The organism is Bacillus sp. A015, assembly GCF_053851875.1.
In genome coordinates this window covers 129,488-151,165 of the sequence record NZ_JBSPZB010000006.1, presented here as the reverse complement: position 1 = coordinate 151,165, position 21,678 = coordinate 129,488, and the positions used below count along the sequence as shown (strand labels likewise).

The 21,678-nt window shown below is 41.8% G+C and carries 19 protein-coding genes; 14 read left to right on the top strand and 5 right to left on the bottom strand.

Going from position 1 to position 21,678, the window contains the following annotated elements; all coding sequences use genetic code 11:
* Positions 1-34: 34 nt before the first annotated feature.
* Positions 35-337, bottom strand: a complete 303-nt coding sequence (locus tag ACSLGF_RS07775; protein WP_099726889.1) for a YtpI family protein — start codon at positions 335-337, stop codon at positions 35-37.
* Between the two features lie 147 nt (positions 338-484).
* Here ACSLGF_RS07775 and ACSLGF_RS07770 point away from each other — a divergent pair, with 147 nt between their 5' ends.
* A complete protein-coding gene (locus tag ACSLGF_RS07770) occupies positions 485-1,426 on the top strand; it encodes a DHH family phosphoesterase (RefSeq protein WP_456004047.1) in 942 nt (313 codons plus the stop codon).
* Between the two features lie 51 nt (positions 1,427-1,477).
* Here the strand turns inward: ACSLGF_RS07770 and ACSLGF_RS07765 are convergent, their stop codons facing one another.
* The 3 genes from ACSLGF_RS07765 to ACSLGF_RS07755 form a co-directional block, all read right to left on the bottom strand.
* Complete coding sequence (locus ACSLGF_RS07765) at positions 1,478-1,663, bottom strand: hypothetical protein (RefSeq protein ID WP_008346082.1); 186 nt, start codon at positions 1,661-1,663, stop codon at positions 1,478-1,480.
* Between the two features lie 108 nt (positions 1,664-1,771).
* The gene (gene ytrI, locus ACSLGF_RS07760) at positions 1,772-2,275 is read right to left on the bottom strand and encodes a sporulation membrane protein YtrI (protein ID WP_007501718.1); all 504 of its coding nucleotides are present in this window, start codon (positions 2,273-2,275) and stop codon (positions 1,772-1,774) included.
* Complete coding sequence (locus ACSLGF_RS07755; protein ID WP_034320977.1) at positions 2,272-2,613, bottom strand: YtrH family sporulation protein; 342 nt, start codon at positions 2,611-2,613, stop codon at positions 2,272-2,274. The genes ytrI and ACSLGF_RS07755 overlap by 4 nt, the downstream gene beginning before the upstream one ends.
* A 137-nt stretch (positions 2,614-2,750) precedes the next feature.
* On the opposite strand from ACSLGF_RS07755, the gene dnaE reads away from it, so the two are divergent.
* The 7 genes from dnaE to ACSLGF_RS07720 all read left to right on the top strand — a co-directional run bounded on the left by dnaE (position 2,751) and on the right by ACSLGF_RS07720 (position 13,179).
* Positions 2,751-6,086 (top strand): DNA polymerase III subunit alpha, encoded by a 3,336-nt coding sequence (gene dnaE, locus ACSLGF_RS07750; protein ID WP_456004045.1) that lies wholly within the window; start codon positions 2,751-2,753, stop codon positions 6,084-6,086.
* A 141-nt stretch (positions 6,087-6,227) separates the two neighbouring features.
* A complete protein-coding gene (locus tag ACSLGF_RS07745) occupies positions 6,228-7,460 on the top strand; it encodes an NAD(P)-dependent malic enzyme (protein WP_025092260.1) in 1,233 nt (410 codons plus the stop codon).
* 305 nt (positions 7,461-7,765) lie between these two features.
* Positions 7,766-8,641, top strand: a complete 876-nt coding sequence (gene accD / locus ACSLGF_RS07740; RefSeq protein ID WP_099726893.1) for an acetyl-CoA carboxylase, carboxyltransferase subunit beta — start codon at positions 7,766-7,768, stop codon at positions 8,639-8,641.
* On the top strand, positions 8,626-9,603 hold the full coding sequence (gene accA / locus ACSLGF_RS07735; protein ID WP_034320966.1) for an acetyl-CoA carboxylase carboxyl transferase subunit alpha: 978 nt from the start codon (positions 8,626-8,628) through the stop codon (positions 9,601-9,603). Before accD ends, accA begins: the two co-directional genes overlap by 16 nt.
* 342 nt (positions 9,604-9,945) lie before the next feature.
* Complete coding sequence (gene pfkA / locus ACSLGF_RS07730; protein WP_456004043.1) at positions 9,946-10,905, top strand: 6-phosphofructokinase; 960 nt, start codon at positions 9,946-9,948, stop codon at positions 10,903-10,905.
* A 27-nt stretch (positions 10,906-10,932) separates the two neighbouring features.
* On the top strand, positions 10,933-12,693 hold the full coding sequence (gene pyk / locus ACSLGF_RS07725; RefSeq protein ID WP_456004041.1) for a pyruvate kinase: 1,761 nt from the start codon (positions 10,933-10,935) through the stop codon (positions 12,691-12,693).
* Between the two features lie 99 nt (positions 12,694-12,792).
* On the top strand, positions 12,793-13,179 hold the full coding sequence (locus tag ACSLGF_RS07720) for an FxsA family protein (RefSeq protein ID WP_456004039.1): 387 nt from the start codon (positions 12,793-12,795) through the stop codon (positions 13,177-13,179).
* Between the two features lie 24 nt (positions 13,180-13,203).
* Here the strand turns inward: ACSLGF_RS07720 and ytvI are convergent, their stop codons facing one another.
* Positions 13,204-14,322, bottom strand: coding sequence for a sporulation integral membrane protein YtvI (gene ytvI, locus ACSLGF_RS07715; protein ID WP_456004037.1), 1,119 nt, complete (start codon positions 14,320-14,322; stop codon positions 13,204-13,206).
* Positions 14,323-14,422: 100 nt separating this feature from the next.
* Here ytvI and ACSLGF_RS07710 point away from each other — a divergent pair, with 100 nt between their 5' ends.
* The 6 genes from ACSLGF_RS07710 (at position 14,423) to pnpS (ending at position 21,425) form a co-directional block, all read left to right on the top strand.
* Positions 14,423-14,887 (top strand): DUF441 domain-containing protein, encoded by a 465-nt coding sequence (locus tag ACSLGF_RS07710; protein WP_456004035.1) that lies wholly within the window; start codon positions 14,423-14,425, stop codon positions 14,885-14,887.
* Positions 14,888-15,262: 375 nt separating this feature from the next.
* Positions 15,263-16,381, top strand: coding sequence for a citrate synthase (gene citZ, locus ACSLGF_RS07705; RefSeq protein ID WP_456004033.1), 1,119 nt, complete (start codon positions 15,263-15,265; stop codon positions 16,379-16,381).
* A gap of 147 nt (positions 16,382-16,528) precedes the next feature.
* Positions 16,529-17,800 carry an NADP-dependent isocitrate dehydrogenase gene (gene icd, locus ACSLGF_RS07700; RefSeq protein WP_099726899.1) on the top strand — a complete coding sequence of 424 codons (1,272 nt, stop codon included), beginning with the start codon at positions 16,529-16,531 and terminating at the stop codon, positions 17,798-17,800.
* 34 nt (positions 17,801-17,834) lie between these two features.
* The gene (gene mdh / locus ACSLGF_RS07695; RefSeq protein ID WP_008356047.1) at positions 17,835-18,773 is read left to right on the top strand and encodes a malate dehydrogenase; all 939 of its coding nucleotides are present in this window, start codon (positions 17,835-17,837) and stop codon (positions 18,771-18,773) included.
* Positions 18,774-18,961: 188 nt separating this feature from the next.
* Positions 18,962-19,690 (top strand): response regulator transcription factor, encoded by a 729-nt coding sequence (locus ACSLGF_RS07690; RefSeq protein WP_034320946.1) that lies wholly within the window; start codon positions 18,962-18,964, stop codon positions 19,688-19,690.
* Complete coding sequence (gene pnpS / locus ACSLGF_RS07685; RefSeq protein WP_456004031.1) at positions 19,683-21,425, top strand: two-component system histidine kinase PnpS; 1,743 nt, start codon at positions 19,683-19,685, stop codon at positions 21,423-21,425. Before ACSLGF_RS07690 ends, pnpS begins: the two co-directional genes overlap by 8 nt.
* The last annotated feature ends 253 nt before the right edge of the window (positions 21,426-21,678 follow it).

Here is a 21,678-nt window from a genome sequence, read left to right as displayed (position 1 = left end):
TAAAAAGGGCGAACTCATGTCGCCCCTCCTCTTATTACGCGTGATCTTTTTCGCCTTCCTTTAAAAAGAGCGGAAGATAATGCTTGTAGGCTTTATACCCAGCCCACGTACTGCCGATACCAACTGCAACAAAAATAAATCCAATGACAAATGCGAGTGACGAGCGGTTTAAAAATAATTGATTCACACCGAAGAGCAGGACAAAGCAGCCAAGTGCCATACTGGATTTGGCAGACCAGAATTTCTTCTCGACTGGCCGATTCGTACGGACATTCTTTGCTTTGTAGTATAAATAAAACATGGCAGAACTAATAATAAACACAATCAAAACAAGCATGTGTCAAGCCTCCATTGTAAGTGGTTACAACCCTATTTTAAACGTAAATAGGCTTGCTTACTAGAATAAATTGTCTATTCCTCACTTTTCCGTCAGGATAGATTATGATTTAATAATAAAAAAAGTATCGCATAAGAAGGAGTTTTTATGAAAAAAGAACTGATTAGAACCATATCATTATATGACACCATCATCATTCATAGACATGTAAGACCAGATCCTGATGCGTATGGATCGCAGTGCGGCCTTACGGAAATCTTGCGTGCCACCTATCCAGAAAAAAATATTTATGCGACTGGAACCCCGGAGCCAACCCTTTCATTTTTATATGAACTCGATGAGGTACCGGACGAAGTGTATAATGGTGCCCTTGTCATTGTCTGTGATACAGCCAATCAAGCAAGAATTGATGATCAGCGCTATTCAATGGGTGATCGATTAATGAAAATTGATCATCATCCAAATGAAGATCCTTATGGTGACTTGCTTTGGGTGGATACAGAGGCAAGCTCTGTGAGTGAAATGATTTATGAATTGTATCTAGAGGGGAAAGAAGAAGGATATCAGCTGAATACAAAGGCGGCTGAACTGATTTATGCCGGCATTGTAGGAGACACAGGCCGCTTCCTTTTCCCAAATACAACGAAAAAAACACTCAAATATGCAGGGGAACTAATCGAATATCCATTTTCATCATCAGACCTTTTCAATCAATTGTATGAGACGGATTTGAATGTCGTGAAATTAAATGGCTATATTTTTCAACATATCTCTTTGTCAGAGAATGGGGTAGCCTCTGTTTTTATTAAACGTGACATTTTGGAATCGTTCCAAACAACGGCGCAGCAAGCCTCGCAGCTTGTTGGGACACTTGGAAATATTGCAGGGATTAAAGCTTGGGTCTTTTTTGTGGAAGAAAACGATCAGATTCGTGTCAGATTCCGCTCTAAAGGCGTTGTCATTAACACCATTGCTAAAAAATATCATGGCGGCGGTCACCCGCTTGCAGCCGGTGCGTCCATTTATGATTGGGCCGTGGCAGATGAGATCTTACGTGATTTAGAAGAAGTATGTAAATCATCATCGTGAGAGAGGGAGGCTTCAAGTCTCCTCTCTCTTTTTTGATGCTGGAGAAAAGGGTTACTTGGATACAGGGATAAACCAGCAGCCGATGTCCGTTGAATCTTCATAGGCTTGGAGATTTTGATGCTTTAATTCTTTTTTAATTAAATGAGCCATCATTTCTGTCTCAGCATAAGCACACATGCCGTCTTTGATCCGGCTTGCTTTGTCTCGTGCCATTTGACGATAGCTATAAACCTCCATTTTCCTCACCTCTTTCTATTTAGGATATCGTTCTTCTTTTAGTGTATAAAAATTTGGAGTGAAAAGCGATCATTGAGGGCAGAAATTCATAAAAATTCCATAGGGTCATTATTCAGCAAATGAAATACGCACTTCCAGTGAAAGCTTCGTATAAATCGTCAGCTCTGTCACTTTGGCGCGGTATGCCTTTTCCCGAATCGTATATTCTTTATTTTCCACCGTTCGTTTTAATAATTCCTTTGTTTTGTAGACACTTTCAATATCCTTTGTGATGACTTCTGAGATGTCCTCTTTGACTTGATCTTCAAACTTTAGCGTATCCGGCTCTGGGATTTTATATTGCTCACGATTCACGAGATGAACATCTACGCTTTGGATCAGCAGCCGCTGCTTATTATCCTCATTTAACTTATGCAAATCTTCCCGATAGAGTGTGATTTGTTCTTTCAGACTGTCCATATGGTGCTGCTGGCTTCTGAGCAGTGTCACCTGCTTTTCCTGAAAGGTTCCATATGTAAAGAGGAAAATCAGCCAGCTGATAATCGCGCCGAACATCATTCCAGCAAAAAAACGCTGCCAGCCTGGGCGTTTATACAGCTCCGGCACTCTCATGATGACACATGCTCCTGAGTGAGCCACGTAATAATGAGATATCCCGTTTGTGCACCGCCCATGGCAGAGATAATTAATAAAATCTGTTTGAAAATATCACGCGTGTTTCCTTCGAAAATGCCTCTTTCAAAGCTATAGACCGCATCAAATGTGCCGCCGATTGCGGCGACAAGCGCCCAAATTTTTAAACGGTTGGCAAGACTTGAAATAATTGATAGGGGCGGCTGACCGGATAAATATGCACCTACACCGCCTATAATGGCACCACCTAAAATCACCCCAAGTGCGATAAAGTAACAGCTAATAAAGTTCGGAATAAAGGCTTCCTTCACATCCATTTTTTCCACCTCACTCTATTCAATATATGGCGTGCTCTGGACAAGTATGAACGGACGGAAAAGAAAGAACATTTGTTTCTCACCGCATCGCGTTTTATAATGAAAGAATGACTTTAGACGAAAGGAGTGGATTAAGCATGTCTTATGTTCATCTTCAGGTCCACAGTGGATACAGCTTGTTAAGCAGTGCAGCTAAGGTAAAGGAGCTCGTGCTAAAAGCAAAAGAACTTGGCTACAAAGCGCTCGCTCTTACCGATGACCATGTGATGTATGGAACGGTTGAATTTTATAAGGAATGTAAAAAACATGGCATCAAGCCGGTCATCGGTTTAACAGCTTCTGTCTTCATAGATGAACAAGAGACAGAGGCTTATCCCTTGGTACTCCTTGCAAAAAACAATGAAGGCTATCAAAATCTGATCAAAATTAGCAGTGTGCTGAAATCAAAATCAAAAGCTGGCCTGAAAGAAAAATGGCTGAAAAGCTATCATCATGGGCTTATTGCCATAACGCCAGGCGCATCTGGCTATATTGAAACGATGCTGAAGCATGATCAGTTAGAAGAAGCGCGCGATGCAGCAAGCCATTTGAAACGTATTTTTGGCGAGGGACATGTGTACATTGCGGTTCAGCCATTTCAGCAAGACGAGTCGCTTGCCGGAAAGCTGCGGGACGTCTCAAAAAGTGCGGAAATTCCACTTGTCGCGACGGGAGATGTTCATTACATCAACCGAGAGGACAAAACGGCGTATACATGTTTAAAGGCCATAAAAGCAGGACAGCAGCTTTCAGATATAGAGGAAGACCGAGGAGAAAAGCATTTCAGATCCATCGAAGAGATGATGGAATGGTATGCGGATGATCCTGAACTGCTTTCAAGAACGGTTGAGATCGCAGACCGCTGTGAAGTAGATTTAAATCTTGGACAGACAAAACTGCCATCCTATCCAACTCCTGATCAATCGACAGCAGATCAGTTTTTACGAAGAGTGTGCGCGGAAGGCATGAAACAAAGAAAGATCGCTTCAAATGAAACATATGTCAAAAGGCTTGAGTATGAGCTAAGCATTATCCAAAAAATGAATTTCAGTGATTATTTTCTTATTGTATGGGATTTTATGAAGTATGCGCATGACCACGGCATTGTCACAGGCCCAGGACGGGGGTCCGCAGCAGGCTCACTTGTTGCCTATGTTCTGTCTATTACAGATGTCGATCCGATCCGTCACGGCCTTTTATTTGAGCGTTTCTTAAATCCTGAGCGAATCAGCATGCCGGATATTGATATTGATTTTCCTGACACGAGAAGAGATGAAATGATTTCTTATGTAAAAGACAAATATGGGGACATGCATGTGGCTCAAATTGTCACGTTTGGAACACTTGCAGCAAAGGCAGCCTTAAGGGATGTCGGACGTGTGATGGGGATTGATTCAAAGGCAGCAGACCGTCTTGCAAAGCTCGTCCCATCGAAGCCAGGGACGACGCTGAAAGAAGCGGTGGCCGCATCTCCCGAATTAAAAACGCTGCTCCAGCAATCAGAAGAGCTTCGAACGGTCTTCCAGACAGCTTTAAAGGTAGAAGGCTTGCCAAGACACACGTCGACACATGCAGCCGGCGTTGTGCTAAGCGAAGAGCCGCTGACGCAGGTCGTTCCGATCCAAGACGGCCATGATGGTGTGTATTTAACGCAGTATGCCATGAATTATTTAGAAGATCTCGGACTTCTAAAGATGGATTTCTTAGGGTTAAGAAACTTAACGCTAATCGAATCCATTAAAAACCAGATTGAAAGACAGGAAAACGTCCACATTAACTTTAGTGACATTTCGTATCAAGATCAAAAAACGTTTGAATTGTTATCAGCAGGAGATACAACAGGGATTTTCCAGCTTGAATCACAGGGGATGCGCCAGGTGCTAAGACGGCTGAAACCTTCTAGTCTAGAAGACATCGTGGCAGTCAATGCCCTCTACCGGCCAGGTCCAATGGAGAATATCCCGCTCTTTATCGACCGAAAGCACGGCAGGGTCAAGGTCTCTTACCCGCATCCAGATTTGTATGACATTTTAAAGGACACATACGGGGTCATCGTTTACCAAGAGCAAATCATGCTGATTGCAGCGAAGATGGCGGGCTTTCAGCTAGGCGAGGCCGATCTATTAAGAAGGGCCGTTTCAAAGAAGGATAAAAAGGTCCTTGATGAAGAGCGAAGCCATTTTGTTGAAGGATGCCTAAAAAAGGAGTATCCTGTTAACATTGCAAATGACGTTTATGACTTAATCGTCAAATTTGCAAACTATGGTTTTAATAGAAGCCATGCTGTCGCATATAGCATGATTGGCTTTCAGCTTGCTTATTTAAAAGCGCATTATCCGTTATATTTTATGTGCGGACTTTTAACGAGTGTGATTGGAAATGAAGACAAAGTCGCTCAATATTTCTATGAGGCAAAGGAAAAAGGGATCTCTGTGTTGAAGCCTTCTATTAATAAGAGTGAATTTCCATTTACGGTTGAAAAAGGGGAGATCCGCTACAGCTTAAGAGCGATCAAAAATGTCGGAGTGTCAGCTGTAAAGGATATATACAGAGCAAGACAGGAAAAGCCGTTTGAAGATTTATTTGATTTTTGCGCAAGGGTATCACCAAAGAGTGTAAACCGAAAAACGATTGAAGAGCTCATTTTTTCAGGGGCGATGGATGAGTTTTATCCAAATCGTGCTTCGCTTTTAGCATCGATAGATATTGCGTTAGACCATGTGTCATTTTTAACACCTGAGGACCAGCTGGACTTTCTTGGGGATACAACCTTCTCCATTAAGCCAAAATATGCTGAGATAGACGAACTGCCGCTTGTCGACCTTTTGCAATTTGAAAAAGAGGCACTCGGTTTATATTTATCAAACCACCCAGTACAAGCGTATCGAGATCGCTTAAGAGAGAATGGAGCAGTAGAAATCATCAGACTTTCTTCTTATATAAAGCGAACGATTTCAATGGGGGGTCTTTTGACAAAAGTGAAATCGATTCGAACAAAAAATGGACAATCGATGGCATTTGTCACATTTGGGGATGAAACGGGAGAAATGGAAGGCGTCGTCTTTCCAGAGCAATTCAGAAAGCTGTCCCCCTTACTTGAGGAGGGCGCTATGCTTTATGTTGAAGGCAGAATAGATGTCAGAAATGACAGCAGTCAAATCATCGTGCAAGAAGCAGTTCTGCTTGAAGAGATGGGCACAAAAAGAAAAGAGTCTGTCTACATTCGGGTGAAAGAAGAAAACCATACGCAGGAGCTGCTTGAGCAAGTAAAACGAGTGATCTCTTTGCACAGCGGAGAAGCAGATGTCTATTTGTATTATGAAAAGCAAAAAAAGACGATGAGACTTCCAGATGCATACAAAGTTCATGCAGATCATGCCGTGATCTTCCAGTTAAAAGAGCTGCTCGGTGAACAAAACGTTGTGATTAAATGATGACAAATCGTCTGAATGTGTTTTACAAATCCACCTATTGTGTTATCATTTTAAAGATTCTGTGTATTTAAAACTGCCAGTATGTGCTTATCAACTTAGCAATTCATTAAATCATTTTCCACTTGAAGGAGTGTTCATCACATGTCATTAAGAGAAGAAGCATTACATATGCACAAAGAGAATCAAGGCAAACTCGAATCAAAATCAAAAGTACAAGTGAAAAATGCGAAAGACTTAAGCTTGGCTTACTCACCTGGTGTTGCAGAACCATGTAAAGATATTTATGACGACACAAGCAAAGTGTATGATTATACAATGAAAGGCAATATGGTCGCTGTTGTCACAGACGGAAGCGCTGTTTTAGGGCTTGGAAATATCGGTGCGGAAGCATCTCTTCCAGTCATGGAAGGTAAAGCTGTATTATTCAAAAGTTTTGCAGGCGTAGATGCCTTCCCAATCGCACTTGCGACAAACGATGTAGACAAAATCGTTGAAACAGTGAAGCTTCTTGAGCCGACTTTTGGCGGTGTCAACCTTGAAGATATTGCAGCTCCTAACTGCTTCATCATCGAAGAGCGTTTGAAAAAAGAGACAAACATTCCAGTTTTCCACGATGATCAGCATGGAACAGCGATTGTAACAGTAGCAGGACTTGTCAATGCCCTTAAACTGTCTGGAAAATCAATGTCTTCAATCAAAGTTGTGGCAAACGGCGCCGGGGCAGCAGGAATTGCGATTATCAAACTTCTCTATCATTTCGGTGTACGTGATATCATTATGTGTGATACAAAAGGCGCTATTTACGAAGGCCGCCCGAACGGTATGAATGCAGTGAAAAACGAAGTAGCTAAATTCACGAACCAAGACCGTAAAGAAGGTTCTTTAGAAGAAGTGATTGAAGGTGCAGATGTCTTCATCGGGGTATCAGTAGCAGGTGCTTTAACAAAAGAAATGGTTGGAAAAATGGCAAAAGATCCCGTGATCTTCGCAATGGCTAATCCAAATCCAGAGATCATGCCAGAAGATGCACATGCAGCAGGCGCAAGTGTTGTAGGAACTGGCCGTTCTGACTTCCCGAACCAAGTAAACAACGTACTTGCATTCCCGGGCATTTTCCGCGGAGCACTAGATGTGCGCGCAACACACATTAACGAAGAAATGAAAATTGCAGCTGTTGAAGCGATTGCTTCCCTTGTATCAGATGAAGAATTGTCAGCGGAATACGTCATCCCTGCACCATTTGATGCACGTGTAGCACCAGCGGTAGCTAAAGCAGTGGCAAAAGCAGCAATGGAAACAGGCGTTGCAAGAATCAAAGTAGACCCAGAAGCTGTTGCAGAAAAAACAAGAAAATTAACGATTATCGGCGAGTAATCGAATTGGAAAAGTGTGCACGTTCTTTCTGGAATAGGAGGAAAGGCGTGCACCATTTCCTCTCTGACACGAAAATTTTTTCATCCGGAATGAGATTTTTTTGTAGACGTTCACAATTCAAATATATCAACTGCTCAGCGCCCCAAACACATACTCATTTCTCATCAATTCCCCACTAAAAAAATGGAATGAAGGATGACAGCGTTTGACAAAAAAAGTACAATAGTTTCGGTACAGTTATGACATGTCCTATAATAGTGGATGTGCGTGTAAAGAAAAAACCCTTCAAAAAGGGAGGTAGTCATTTGTCAATCAAGAACATTTTCAGTAAAAAGAAAAAATATGCATCTGTACCCTCTGAACAGGCAAGTCAAGATGTCCCTGAAGGCATCATGACCAAATGTCCGCAATGTAAAAAAATAATGCTCACCAAAGAACTAGATAAAAATTTACGTGTTTGTATGAATTGCGGCAGACATTTGCAAATGAATGCAAAACAGCGTATTGAAAGCCTTGTAGACGAAGGCACATTTGAAGAATTTAACGGGCACCTGATTTCTGAAAACCCGCTCGGTTTCCCAGGCTACGAAGAAAAGCTTGAGAAAGACAGAGAAAAAACATCTTTGAATGAAGCCATTGTCACAGGTAAAGGTGAAATTGAAGGCCAAAGTGCTGTAATTGCTGTCATGGATGCCACGTTCCGTATGGGCAGTATGGGCTCGGTCGTTGGTGAAAAGATCACACTGGCTATTGAGAAAGCAAAAGCGGACAAGGTGCCATTTATTATTTTTACTGCATCTGGCGGAGCGAGAATGCAAGAGGGGATTCTCAGCCTCATGCAGATGGCAAAAACAAGTTCAGCATTAAAGCTGTTCAGCGAGGACCAAGGTTTGATTATCTCTGTGATGACCAACCCGACAACTGGCGGTGTATCAGCTAGTTTTGCGTCTCTCGGTGATTACAACTTTGCAGAACCTGGTGCATTAATTGGTTTTGCAGGCCGCAGAATCATTGAACAAACCATTCGTGAAGACCTGCCAGAGGACTTCCAAACGGCTGAATTTTTAATGAAGCATGGTCAATTGGATGCTGTCATTCACCGTGCAGAGATGAAAGAAAAACTGGGTCAAATCTTAGCATTACACAGCACAGGAGGTGAACGAGAGTGGCTGGAGAACTAGAATTTGAAAAACCTGTCATCGAACTTAGAGCGAAGATTGATGAATTAAAAAAGTTCACACAAAACTCAGAAATGGATTTAAGTGCAGAAATTGAGCGCCTTGAAACACGTCTGAGTAAGCTTGAAGCGGACATTTATACAAATTTAAAGCCGTGGGACAGAGTCCAGATTGCTCGTCATGCCATGCGTCCAACAACTCTCGATTACATTCAAGAGCTGTTTGACAACTTTTTCGAATGTCATGGTGATCGTTTCTATGGCGATGATGAAGCCATTGTTGGAGGAATCGCCACGTTTAAAGGGCTTCCTGTCACAGTCATTGGCCATCAGCGCGGAAAAGACACAAAAGAAAACTTGCGCCGTAATTTCGGAATGCCTCATCCAGAAGGTTACCGTAAAGCGCTGCGCTTGATGAAACAAGCAGATAAATTTAATCGCCCCATCATTTGCTTTATTGATACAAAAGGAGCATATCCTGGTAAAGCAGCTGAAGAACGCGGGCAAAGTGAAGCAATTGCGAAAAACTTATTCGAAATGGCAGGACTTCGTGTACCGGTTGTCTGTATTGTCATTGGAGAAGGCGGAAGTGGCGGAGCACTAGGCTTAGGCGTAGGAAACCACCTATTCATGCTAGAGAACTCAACGTATTCAGTGATTTCACCTGAAGGTGCAGCAGCACTGCTCTGGAAGGACTCATCACTTGCTAAAAAAGCTGCAGAAACAATGAAAATTACCGCTCCAGACCTAAAAGAATTAGATATTATAGATGATGTTATTAAAGAAGTGCAAGGTGGAGCACATCGAGACGTGAAACAACAAGCAGCCTACATGGATCAAACATTAAAACAGTCACTTACATCTTTGCTCAAACTATCGCCAGAAGAATTAGTCGAACAAAGATATCAAAAATACAAAGCAATTGGCAAAGTGTCGATTGAAAATCAATATATTGGGGTAAACTAAATAAACGTACAGCCTTTTTGGCTTACGTTTATTTTTTTTCATCTTTTTTCATGAAAACCTTCCTTGTGTAAGCGCTATTTGAAAATAATTTTCTTTTGTTTTCATAAAATTTGAAACGTCTGAAAACCCTGATATGATAAGGTTTAGAGAGCTTGACCCTACAAGTTTTTGAGAGATTTGCTTTCATGACTTTCTTAACTTTTGTTTAAAAACGGTTTATTTAATTGTATAATAAGTACGGTTTTAGAAATTCGTATTGAAAACATCCGGTTTTGCTCATGATTGTTTTCAAGCAGTGGAAATGGTATGTTTAATTCATATATGGTCTCTGAGGTGAAAAAGATGAAGCGTATAGGAGTTTTAACGAGCGGTGGGGATTCCCCAGGAATGAATGCAGCTGTGCGCGCAGTTGTAAGAAAAGCAATTTACCATAATGTTGAAGTTTACGGTATTTATAATGGATATTCAGGTCTAATTAACGGTAAAATTGAGAAACTCGAAATAGGTTCAGTAGGCGATATTATTCATCGTGGAGGAACAAAACTTTACACGGCAAGATGCCCTGAATTCAAGACAGTTGAAGGTCGCGAAAAAGGGATTGAAAACTTAAAAAAATTCGGTATTGAAGGACTTGTTGTCATCGGTGGAGATGGCTCATTCATGGGAGCGAAGAAATTAACAGAGCTCGGTTTTCCATGTGTAGGTGTCCCTGGCACGATTGACAACGATATTCCAGGTACTGATTTCACTATTGGCTTTGATACAGCACTGAATACTGTCATTGATGCCATTGATAAAATTCGTGATACAGCCACATCTCATGAACGTACATACGTAGTGGAAGTAATGGGAAGACATGCTGGTGATATTGCCCTCTGGTCAGGTCTTGCGGGCGGAGCTGAATCTATTTTGATTCCTGAAGCAGACTATGACATGGACGAAATTATTGCCAGATTGAGAAGAGGTCATGAGCGCGGCAAGAAGCACAGTATCATCATCGTAGCAGAAGGCGTAGGCAGCGGTGTTGAATTTGGCAAGCGAATTGAAGAGGAGACAAGCCTTGAAACACGTGTATCTGTCTTAGGACATATTCAGCGCGGAGGTTCTCCAAGTGCGTTTGACCGGGTGCTGGCAAGCCGTTTAGGAGCGTATGCAGTGGAGCTTCTTCTTGAAGGAAGTGGCGGACGCTGTGTGGGCATTCAAAGCAATGAACTCGTTCATCACGATATTTTAGACATCTTAGATAAAAAACATACAGTCGATCAACAGATGTACCGACTTTCACAAGAGCTCTCTATATAAAACGAGAAGACCTTAGGAGGAACAGTAATGAGAAAGACAAAAATCGTTTGTACAATCGGTCCAGCAAGTGAAAGCATTGAAACGCTGACTGAATTGATTGAAGCAGGAATGAATGTAGCCAGACTAAACTTCTCTCATGGAGATTTTGAAGAGCATGGTGCACGCATCGAAAACATTCGTAAAGCAGGTAAAACTTTAGGCAAGGACATTGCGATCCTTCTTGATACAAAAGGTCCAGAGATCCGTACACGTACTGTTGAAAACGGCTCAATTGAGCTAGTAGCTGGTGCTGATCTCATCGTGAGTATGGAAGACATTGTAGGGAATACGGAAAGAATTAGTGTGACGTACGAAGATTTAATTCATGATGTAGAAGTGGGCTCAACCATTCTATTAGATGATGGTCTCATTGGTTTAGAGGTCAAAGAACTCAACAAGGACCGCAGAGAAATCGTCACGAAAGTCATGAATACTGGCACGCTCAAAAACAAAAAAGGTGTAAACGTACCAGGTGTGAGTGTGAACCTGCCAGGTATTACAGAAAAAGATGCCAATGATATTCTGTTCGGAATTGAACAAGGCGTTGATTTCATCGCAGCTTCTTTTGTAAGACGAGCTTCTGATGTTCTTGAAATTCGTGAGCTTCTTGAAAAGAATAACGCAGCTGACATCCAAATCATTCCTAAGATTGAAAACCAAGAGGGTGTTGATAACATCGATGAGATCCTTGAGGTATCAGACGGTCTGATGGTTGCACGTGGAGACCTTGGTGTCGAGATCCCAGCAGAAGAAGTACCGCTTGTTCAAAAAATGCTGATCAAAAAATGCAATCGTTTAGGCAAGCCTGTGATCACAGCTACTCAAATGCTGGACAGCATGCAGCGTAACCCTCGTCCAACTCGTGCGGAAGCAAGTGACGTGGCAAATGCGATATTTGACGGCACAGATGCGATTATGCTTTCTGGTGAAACAGCAGCAGGGACATACCCCGTTGAAGCTGTACAAACGATGCACAACATTGCATCACGTTCAGAGGAAGCACTAAACTATAAAGCGATTCTTTCTCGCAGAAGCGAAGAAGTAGAAGTCAGCATTACAGATGCCATCGGCCAATCAGTTGCGCATACAGCAATGAAGCTTGACGTGGCAGCGATTGTGACACCTACTGAAAGCGGTCATACAGCGAGAATGATTTCAAAATATAGACCAAAAGCACCGATCGTAGCGGTAACAGCAAACGAATCAGTGGCTAGAAAGCTATCTCTTGTATTCGGCGTATTTGCTAAGAGCGGATCAAATACGAACTCTACAGATGAAATGCTTGAGAATGCAGTAGAGAAGTCAATTGAAACTGGCTATGTAAGACATGGCGACTTGATCGTGATTACAGCAGGTGTGCCAGTTGGTGAAACAGGTACAACGAACTTAATGAAAGTATATGTTGTCGGTGACATCATTGCGAAGGGTCAAGGGATTGGCCGTAAATCTGCATTTGGACCGGTTGTCATTGCACAAAGCGGAAAAGAAGCAGACGAAAAAATGTACGATGGTGCAATTCTTGTAGCGAACTGCACAGACCGTGATATGATGGGCGCTTTAGAGAAAGCATCTGCTCTTATCACAGAAGAAGGCGGTTTAACAAGCCATGCAGCAGTCGTTGGACTCAGCCTTGGCATTCCAGTGATTGTTGGTCTTGACAGCGCAACAACACTTCTAAAAGAAGGCGAAGAGATTACAGTAGATCCAACACGCGGAGCGATCTACAAAGGCCGTGCAAGCGTCCTTTAAATCACACACGAGAGGAGTTATCTGACTCCTCTCTTTTTTTATGTTACACTAAAAAAAGTAAACAGCTTTCGATGAAAGATACCCCATGAGGTGATATGGTTGAAATATTTTCTACTATTATTGATTCTGTTCCCTGCAGTGGAAATTAGTTTGTTTTTAATCTCAAGTAAAATCATTGGCATTTTACCAACGATGCTCATCATCGTGCTCACGAGTGTATTAGGTGCTTATTTTGCAAGAAAGCAAGGAATTGAAGCATTTCAGAAAGTGCAGCGAGATTTACAATATGGCAAGATGCCAGGGGCAACCATTGTAGATGGCTTTTGCATTCTCATTGGCGGTTTGCTGCTGCTCATTCCAGGCTTCTTATCGGATCTCATTGGGGCCTTGCTGCTCATTCCGATGACGAGAAAGCGAATCAAGCCGCTCTTTGAACGCTGGCTCAGAAACATGTCAAACCGGAAACGCTATACCATTATTCGCTAAAGAGACCTCATCAGAAGGTCTCTTTTACTTTTGCATGCCATACCTAATGTACTGATAAATATCCCTAAAAACACCTGCATTACGAAACGCCTGCCATACGACAAGAGAAGCAGGGCCAAGGGCAAGTCCGAGAAAACCAAACCATTTTAACCCGACAAATAGCGCTACAAGCGTTGCTAAAGGATTAAGCCCGATGGATTTACTTAAGACTTTCGGCTCTGATATTTGTCTTTGAATTAATACGACAATATACAAAATGCCCAGCCCGATGGCAAGTGAAAGATTGCCTGTCATGGCGGAGTAAATGATCCAAGGTAGAAAAACAGTTCCGCTGCCGATATAAGGAAGTAAATCGACAAGCCCAATACATAATGCGATCACAAAAGCATGATCGACTTTTAAGATGATCAGCCCAATGAGCACGATGCCGATGGTTATGGCAACGAGCAGAAGCTGAGCTTTCATAAAGCCAGTAATCGCTTTTTTGATTTCAGATAAAATGGCGCGTGTATGCTGCATCCACTTTGCGGGGAAGATACGTGAACCATATTTTTTTAAAGTAAACCAATCTTTTGTGATAAAAAAAGTCGCTAGTGCGGAAAATAAAAGTGTTGCTGCTGCATCAGGCAAAAGACCTAAAAAAGCTGGAATGAGTTCGAGTGTTTTTGAAAGAAAAGTCCCGATTTTCGCGGCTGCTTCGTCGCCAAGTGCTTGAATTTGTCCCAAAATCGATTCCTTTTGTCCTGCTTGAAGCGTATTAAATTGGGCAGTCAAATCATGATATAAAGGCAGAATCTTATTTGTGAAAAACTGCTCCACAATACTGATCATTTGATCAAGATGACCGGGTAGTACCTTTGCTAAATAAGCACTTCCTGAAATGATTTCCGCTACTAAAAGCGTCATTAAGCCGGCTGCTGTCACTAAAAAGAGCAATAGAACAATAACCACGACAAACCCTCTTGGCATCCCGGTGATCTCTTCTATTTTGCATACGGCAGGATGAATCAAACAGGACACAGCAAGTGCGATCCAAAAAGGATATAAAAACGGAAAAGACTGATATAAAAAGACAACCGCAAACACGGCAATGCTGATCATCATCAAACTTCGCAGAAAAATGGCCACATAGGCGTGATTCACACAATCCCCTCCAAAAAACAAGCATGTCCGATACTTCATTTTATTCAAAAAGATTAGTAATATGAAAAGGTCGGAATAAAAAGAAAGGAAGGGGCGGCGTATGTTTACTCAAGCAAATTTATTTTTGGTTCTTTTACTCGTTATTGCACTTATTGCGAAGAACAATTCGTTAATTTTCGCGGTTTCTGTGCTGATTGTGATTAAGCTCATTGGCCTGGATCAAAAAATTTTCCCGGTTCTGCAATCAAAAGGCATCAATTGGGGGGTGACCGTCATTACAATTGCTGTGCTTGTGCCCATCGCAACTGGTGACATTGGATTTAAGCAGCTTGGAGAAGCGATGAAATCTTCCTATGCTTGGATTGCACTTGGAGCGGGTATATTAGTAGCACTTATTGCAAAAAACGGCATTGTACTACTAGAAAATGATCCGCATATTACGGCAGCGCTTGTGTTCGGCACGATTTTGGCCGTCAGTTTATTTAAAGGTGTGGCTGTTGGCCCGCTGATCGGTGCAGGAATTGCCTATTTGGCGATGCAAGCTGTGAAATTTTTCAGCGGATGAATTGAGAGTGGCTCATGCCACTTTCTTTTTTATTTTTTTCTTGCGCGAGCTTTTGCAATAAAACATAATTAAATATATTAAAAGAAGCAAAATCCCTTTATTCCATGCCCTACACGGAAGGCTGGAAAAAAATTTATCAAAAAAAATTATAGTTAAACATTTAACAAATGTCTGATTATTGTTTATAATGGGAATAGGCTTAATTTTGAACTCATTGATCACACAAGAGATATGAGGCTAAAAGCGCTCTAACCGTATAGGTAAATGTAAGCATTTTCTTTTCTGAACCTGCCACCATATTCGGGTTGGATAGCGCTTTCAAAAAGTGAGAATTCTGCAACGAAGGGGAATCTTTTTAAAAAGGGGAGATTGAACATGACAGCAACAAGAGGTCTAGAAGGTATTGTGGCAACAACTTCATCCGTAAGCTCAATTATTGATGATACTCTTACTTATGTAGGGTACAATATCGATGATTTAACTGAAAAAGCTACATTCGAAGAAATTGTCTACCTGTTATGGCACTTAAAGCTGCCGAATGAGCAGGAGTTGAGTGAATTAAAACAGCAGCTCAATGAAAATGCTCACATTCCGCAAGAAATCATTGAGCACTTTAAATCTTATTCGCTGGATGGGGTTCATCCAATGTCTGCGATTCGTACAGCGGTATCCTTACTAGGTTTACTCGATGACGAATCAGAGATTATGAACAAAGAAGCGAATTACAGAAAAGCCATTCGATTACAGGCGAAAATTTCTGGTCTTGTCGCTGCGTTCTCACGCATTCGAAAGGGGCTTGAGCCTGTACAGCCAAAAGAAGAATACAGCTATGCTGCGAACTTCTTGTATATGCTAAACGGCGAAGAACCATCACCAGTAGAAATTGAGGCAATTGATAAGGCACTCATTCTACATGCGGATCATGAATTAAATGCGTCGACATTTACAGCACGTGTATGTGTTGCTACACTATCAGATATCTACTCTGGTGTAACAGCAGCCATCGGCGCGCTTAAAGGACCACTTCATGGCGGCGCCAATGAAGGCGTTATGAAGATGCTTTCAGAAATTGGCGAAGTCGAAAACGTAGATTCCTATATTCATGGTAAGCTAGAGAAGAAAGAAAAAATTATGGGCTTTGGCCACCGTGTATACCGCCAAGGTGACCCGCGTGCTAAACATCTAAAAGAAATGAGCCAGCGTTTAACAAACCTCACTGGCGAGCCGAAATGGTATGAAATGTCTGTTCGCGCAGAGGAAATCGTGACATCAGAGAAAAATCTTCCACCGAATGTCGATTTTTATTCTGCATCTGTATATCACAGTCTTGGTATTGATCATGACTTGTTTACACCAATTTTCGTGATCAGCCGATTCTCTGGATGGATCGCTCACATTTTAGAGCAATATGACAACAACCGTCTTATCCGTCCAAGAGCTGATTACATTGGACCTGATCTTCAAACGTTTGTTCCGATCAGTGAAAGAGACTAATGTTTATAGAATAAGCGGAGGCTGATCCAAATAAACCAATCAGCCTCCATATCAATCAAAAACAAATCATGTGAAAAACTTCTTCGCTTGCAGACATCAAGCCAAGAAGTTTCAAATATTCACTACATAACCTGGGAGGTAATATCATTGTCACAAGGCGAAAAAATTACAGTTACTGGCGGCGTATTGAATGTACCAAATAATCCAATTATCCCGTTTATCGAAGGGGATGGAATCGGTCCTGACATTTGGAAAGCAGCATCAAGAGTTCTTGAAGCAGCTGTAGAAAAAGCATATAAAGGTGAAAAGCAAATCACTTGGAAAGAAGTATATGCAGGTGAAAAAGCTTACAATAAAACTGGAGAGTGGCTTCCAGAGCAAACGCTTGAAGACATTCGTGAATACTTAATTGCTATTAAAGGACCACTTACAACACCAATTGGTGGAGGAATCCGTTCATTAAACGTGGCACTTAGACAAGAGCTTGATTTATTCACATGCTTACGTCCAGTTCGCTGGTTCCAAGGCGTACCATCTCCTGTGAAACGTCCAGAAGATACAGATATGGTGATCTTCCGTGAGAACACTGAAGATATCTATGCAGGAATCGAGTATGCAAAAGGATCAGACGAAGTGAAGAAGTTAATCGACTTCTTGAAAAACGAATTAGGTGTGAACAAAATCCGTTTCCCAGAAACTTCAGGTATCGGGATCAAGCCAGTTTCTGAAGAAGGAACATCTCGTCTTGTCAGAGCAGCTATCCAATATGCAATTGACCAAGGCCGTAAATCTGTGACGCTTGTTCACAAAGGAAACATCATGAAATTTACAGAAGGTGCCTTCAAAAACTGGGGCTACGAAGTGGCTGAAAAAGAGTTTGGTGACAAAGTCTTTACATGGGCACAATATGATCGTATTGTAGAAAAAGATGGAAAAGATGCGGCAAACAAAGCGCAAAGTGAAGCAGAAGCTGCTGGCAAAATCATTGTCAAAGACAGCATTGCAGATATTTTCCTTCAACAAATCCTAACTCGTCCAGCTGAGTTTGAGGTTGTTGCAACAATGAACTTAAACGGAGACTACATCTCTGATGCACTTGCAGCACAAGTTGGTGGAATCGGTATCGCACCAGGTGCGAACATCAACTACGAAACAGGACACGCTATTTTTGAAGCGACTCACGGAACAGCACCGAAATATGCTGGTCTTGATAAAGTGAATCCATCTTCTGTTCTTCTATCAGGCGTGCTTTTACTTGAGCACCTTGGCTGGCAGGAAGCAGCTGATCTAGTGATTCAATCTGTTGAAAAAACAATCGCATCAAAAGTCGTCACATACGATTTTGCTAGATTAATGGATGGCGCAACAGAAGTGAAGTGTTCTGAGTTTGCTGACGAGCTCATCAAAAACTTGTCTTGATTCTTAAACTTTAAAGTTAAAGGGGAAAAAAGAAATGGCAAACAAGCGTAAAAAAGTATCTGTCATCGGAGCAGGCTTTACTGGAGCAACTACAGCATTTCTAACGGCTCAAAAAGAATTAGCGGATGTCGTATTAGTCGATATTCCTCAGCTTGAGAACCCAACAAAAGGGAAAGCACTTGATATGCTGGAAGCAAGCCCTGTTCAAGGCTTCGATGCAAACATTACAGGAACTTCTAACTACGAAGATACAGCCGGTTCTGATGTAGTGGTCATTACGGCAGGAATTGCAAGAAAGCCGGGAATGAGCCGTGACGACCTCGTGTCAACAAATGAAAAAATCATGCGCAGTGTGACACGCGAAATTGTTAAATATTCTCCAGAAGCGATCATTGTTGTGTTAACAAACCCTGTTGATGCAATGACATATGCAGTTTATAAAGAATCAGGATTACCAAAAGAAAAAGTCATTGGACAATCGGGCATTCTTGATACAGCACGTTTCCGTACGTTCGTTGCTCAAGAATTAAACCTATCTGTCAAAGATGTGACGGGCTTTGTACTTGGTGGACATGGCGATGACATGGTTCCGCTTGTTCGTTACTCTTATGCAGGTGGTATCCCGCTTGAAACATTGATACCAAAAGATCGAATTGATGCGATTGTTGAAAGAACAAGAAAAGGCGGCGGCGAAATCGTCAACCTATTAGGTAACGGTAGTGCGTATTATGCACCGGCTGCTTCACTAGTTGAAATGGTTGAGGCGATCCTAAAAGATCAGCGCCGCGTCATTCCAACGATTGCATACCTTGAAGGTGAATATGGCTACGAAGGCATTTACCTTGGTGTTCCAACAATCGTAGGTGGAAACGGCCTTGAGCAGATCATTGAGCTTGAGCTGACAGAAGAAGAAAGAAGTCAGCTTGACCGTTCTGTTGAATCTGTTAAGAACGTCATGAAAGTATTGTCTTAATATGAATCAAAAAGAAGGCTTCTCTTAAATAGGGGCCTTCTTTTTGTTTACAAAACAAAACTTGTCGAAATTTTAAATTGTTCTCTTGTTAAGCTTTCGTTAAAATGAAAGAGAAAGCATGACTTCTCGCTTTTCACATAAGATACAAAAAACCGGATGCAGGGGAAATCACTAATTGGAGGCACAACATGAATAAAAAAATATTAGTTGTGGATGATGAAGAATCGATTGTAACACTTCTAAGCTATAACCTTGAAAGGGCGGGCTATGATGTCGTCACAGCAAGAGATGGGGAAGAAGCACTTGAAAAAGCAGCAAGTGAACAGCCTGATCTCATTGTATTAGATTTAATGCTTCCGAAGATGGACGGCATTGAAGTGTGCAAACAACTGAGAATTCAAAAAATGATGTTCCCTATTTTAATGCTGACAGCAAAGGACGATGAATTTGATAAGGTGCTCGGCCTTGAACTTGGAGCCGATGATTACATGACAAAGCCATTCAGTCCTAGAGAAGTTGGTGCTCGGGTAAAAGCCATTTTGAGACGAGCGCAGCAATCTCAGCCTGTCCCTTCACAAGAGGAGAAGGAAGAGATCATTGCAGACCAAATCAAAATTGGTGAACTCCGCATTTTACCTGAACATTACGAAGTCTACTTCCAAGAAGAACGTCTAGAGCTCACACCAAAGGAATTTGAACTGCTGCTTTATTTGGCCAAGCATAAAGGCCGTGTTCTCACGCGTGATCTATTATTAAGTGCCGTATGGAATTATGACTTTGCAGGAGACACACGTATTGTGGATGTTCATATCAGCCACTTGCGAGACAAAATTGAAAAGAATACAAAAAAACCAACATATATTAAAACCATTCGCGGCTTAGGCTACAAATTGGAGGAGCCAAAGCCAAATGAGTAAAATTAGGACCCGCCTGTTTTCAGGGCTCATCTTTCTCCTTTTTATTGTGTTTGTTGCACTTGGCCTTTTCCTGGATCACATGTTTCATGTTTTCTATGAAACAAAATTAACGGAACGAATGGAAAAGGAATCGAGCTTTCTCCTTTCTTCAATGAATGGTGATGATCTGAAGGCGAAGCAAAACAAGGAGATCCTCAAACAGGCAAAGCAGCATCTCGATATGAATGCGTCGATTGTGGACCTGAAGGGGAATATCATACATACAACGGGTCAAGCAGAACAAAGAGCCATCATTCAAAACACGCTGAAAAATGAACGCCTCCAAACAAAAGGAGCGGTCATTGATGATGAGAAGGATGCGCTATTTCATTATGCAGTCCCTATCATGAAACAAAACGAACCAGCGGGATATTTATTTCTCCATGCTTCATATCAGCCTTTAAATGAAATTGACGGCCAGCTGTGGCTTGCATTAGCCTTTTGTCTTGGCTCGGCTATCATAATCATCGTCTTCTTTGGCTACCGCATGTCGATGAAGTATGTGAAACCGATTGATTATGCGACAAAGGTAGCCAAACAGCTTGAACGCGGAAACTATGATACCAATAACTATGAAGAGCTGATCATTGAAACAAGTGAGCTCAATACATCGATGAAGCGCCTTGCAGAAAGCCTTCAAGAAATGACAAGCGCTGGTGAAATGCAGCGAGACCGACTGCAAACGGTCATTGAAAACATTGGAGCGGGGATTATTTTGATTGATAAAATGGGTTATATCAACCTGGTCAATCGAACTTTCCGCAAACAATTTAAGGTACAAAAGCATATTTACATGCACAAACTGTACCATGAAGCCTTCACACATGAAGAGATTATTGAGCTAATTGACGAAATTTTCATGACAGAAACCAAGGTTCGGAAGTTTTTACGTCTAGCCGTTGAGATCGAACGACGCTACTTCCAAGTCGATGGCGTCCCAATCTTAAGTACGGACGATGAATGGAAAGGGATTGTCCTTGTGTTTCATGATGTGACAGAAACAAAGCAGCTAGAACAGATGCGAAAAGACTTTGTCGCGAATGTCTCCCATGAATTAAAGACACCGATTACGTCGATTAAAGGGTTTTCCGAAACCCTTCTTGATGGAGCGATTGATGACAAAGAAGCGCTGACAGAATTCCTTTCGATCATCCTAAAAGAGAGTGTCCGTTTAGAAACACTCATTCAAGACTTACTCGATCTGTCTAAAATTGAACAACAGCAGTTTAAGCTGAACATACAAGAAGCCAATGCGACAGAAATTATTCAGGAGATTGAAGTCTTATTGAAACATAAAGCTTCAGAAAAAGGGGTACAATTGCATGTGTGTGTCCCGAAAGAACCGGTCTATGTCATGGCTGACCCGCTGAGATTAAAGCAAATCTTCCTCAACCTCGTGAACAATGCGCTCACCTATACACCGGAGGGGGGAAATGTCACGATCTCGGCAAGACCACGGAAAGACGGCTATGAATTTGATGTAGCAGATACAGGAATCGGCATGAAAAAAAGGGAGATTCCAAGAATATTCGAGAGATTTTATCGAATTGATAGAGATAGAAGTAGAAATTCAGGCGGTACAGGGCTTGGCCTTGCCATTGTCAAACACCTTGTCGAAGCGCATGAAGGGACAATTTCCGTCCACAGCAAACAAGGCAAAGGGACGACTTTTACAGTGAGCCTGAAATCGAAATAAAGAAAAAGGAAAGTCGCGTTAAAATTTACATGATCTTTACAATGAATTCATGTTTTGTTAAACAATCATTGGTAGGATGAATAGGAACCCCTTCATCCAAGGAGCCAATTTTGGAAGGACGAAAGCACTTGTTGCTTTCGTCCCTTTTTATGCAGGTTCGTCTATTTTCTTTTCAAAATAAACTTTGATAAAATAAAGATACAACGTGTGAAAGAGACGGCTGAGATGGCTCAGTCGATGGAGGATTAAAAAC

What these genes read in the sequence shown, in the direction of transcription:
- ACSLGF_RS07765 (WP_008346082.1), bottom strand. Translation starts at nt 1,663, where the DNA reads ATGGAGGTTTATAGCTATCGTCAAATGGCACGAGACAAAGCAAGCCGG.
- ACSLGF_RS07745 (WP_025092260.1), top strand. Translation starts at nt 6,228, where the DNA reads ATGTCATTAAGAGAAGAAGCATTACATATGCACAAAGAGAATCAAGGC.
- pnpS (WP_456004031.1), top strand. Translation starts at nt 19,683, where the DNA reads ATGAGTAAAATTAGGACCCGCCTGTTTTCAGGGCTCATCTTTCTCCTT.
- ACSLGF_RS07690 (WP_034320946.1), top strand. Translation starts at nt 18,962, where the DNA reads ATGAATAAAAAAATATTAGTTGTGGATGATGAAGAATCGATTGTAACA.
- ACSLGF_RS07710 (WP_456004035.1), top strand. Translation starts at nt 14,423, where the DNA reads ATGTTTACTCAAGCAAATTTATTTTTGGTTCTTTTACTCGTTATTGCA.
- dnaE (WP_456004045.1), top strand. Translation starts at nt 2,751, where the DNA reads ATGTCTTATGTTCATCTTCAGGTCCACAGTGGATACAGCTTGTTAAGC.
- citZ (WP_456004033.1), top strand. Translation starts at nt 15,263, where the DNA reads ATGACAGCAACAAGAGGTCTAGAAGGTATTGTGGCAACAACTTCATCC.
- ytrI (WP_007501718.1), bottom strand. Translation starts at nt 2,275, where the DNA reads ATGAGAGTGCCGGAGCTGTATAAACGCCCAGGCTGGCAGCGTTTTTTT.
- mdh (WP_008356047.1), top strand. Translation starts at nt 17,835, where the DNA reads ATGGCAAACAAGCGTAAAAAAGTATCTGTCATCGGAGCAGGCTTTACT.
- pfkA (WP_456004043.1), top strand. Translation starts at nt 9,946, where the DNA reads ATGAAGCGTATAGGAGTTTTAACGAGCGGTGGGGATTCCCCAGGAATG.
- ACSLGF_RS07755 (WP_034320977.1), bottom strand. Translation starts at nt 2,613, where the DNA reads ATGGATGTGAAGGAAGCCTTTATTCCGAACTTTATTAGCTGTTACTTT.
- ACSLGF_RS07770 (WP_456004047.1), top strand. Translation starts at nt 485, where the DNA reads ATGAAAAAAGAACTGATTAGAACCATATCATTATATGACACCATCATC.
- ACSLGF_RS07775 (WP_099726889.1), bottom strand. Translation starts at nt 337, where the DNA reads ATGCTTGTTTTGATTGTGTTTATTATTAGTTCTGCCATGTTTTATTTA.
- pyk (WP_456004041.1), top strand. Translation starts at nt 10,933, where the DNA reads ATGAGAAAGACAAAAATCGTTTGTACAATCGGTCCAGCAAGTGAAAGC.